This window comes from Paraburkholderia sp. RL17-347-BIC-D, assembly GCF_046027915.1.
GTDB lineage: Bacteria > Pseudomonadota > Gammaproteobacteria > Burkholderiales > Burkholderiaceae > Paraburkholderia.
The window spans coordinates 1-452 of sequence record NZ_JARESS010000248.1; the positions used below are offsets into that span (position 1 = coordinate 1).

At 67.3% G+C, this 452-nt stretch carries 1 protein-coding gene; it reads left to right on the plus strand.

The genetic code is table 11. The annotated features are described in order from the left end of the window. A partial coding sequence (locus tag P0D96_RS48410) for a helix-turn-helix domain-containing protein (protein WP_408321468.1) occupies positions 1 to 452 on the plus strand: 452 nt, incomplete at both ends.

The following is a 452-nucleotide window of genomic DNA, read 5'->3' on the forward strand; positions in this document are numbered from 1 at the left end:
GTCAGCCGGCTGGTGCGGCGCTACGAGGCTGCAGGACCGGCCGGGCTCGTGTCGGCGCGGCGTGGGCAGCCCAGCAACCGCGAACTGCCGGTGGATGTCCGTGCGCGTGCGATGGCGCTGGTGCGTGAGCGCTATGCCGATTTCGGGCCGACGCTGGCGTGCGAGAAGCTGGCTGAATGTCATGGCGTGGTGCTGGCGAAGGAAACCGTGCGGCGCTGGATGCGCGAGGCCGGGCTGTGGATTCCCCGCAAACAGCGGCCACCGAAGCTTCACCAGCCGAGAAACCGTCGGGCGTGTCTGGGCGAACTGGTGCAGATCGACGGCAGCGATCACCGCTGGTTCGAGGACCGCGCGCCGGCCTGCACGCTGCTGGTATTCATCGACGATGCAACGGGCCGGCTGATGGCACTGCACTTTACGGCAACCGAATCGACCTTCAGTTACTTCGAGGC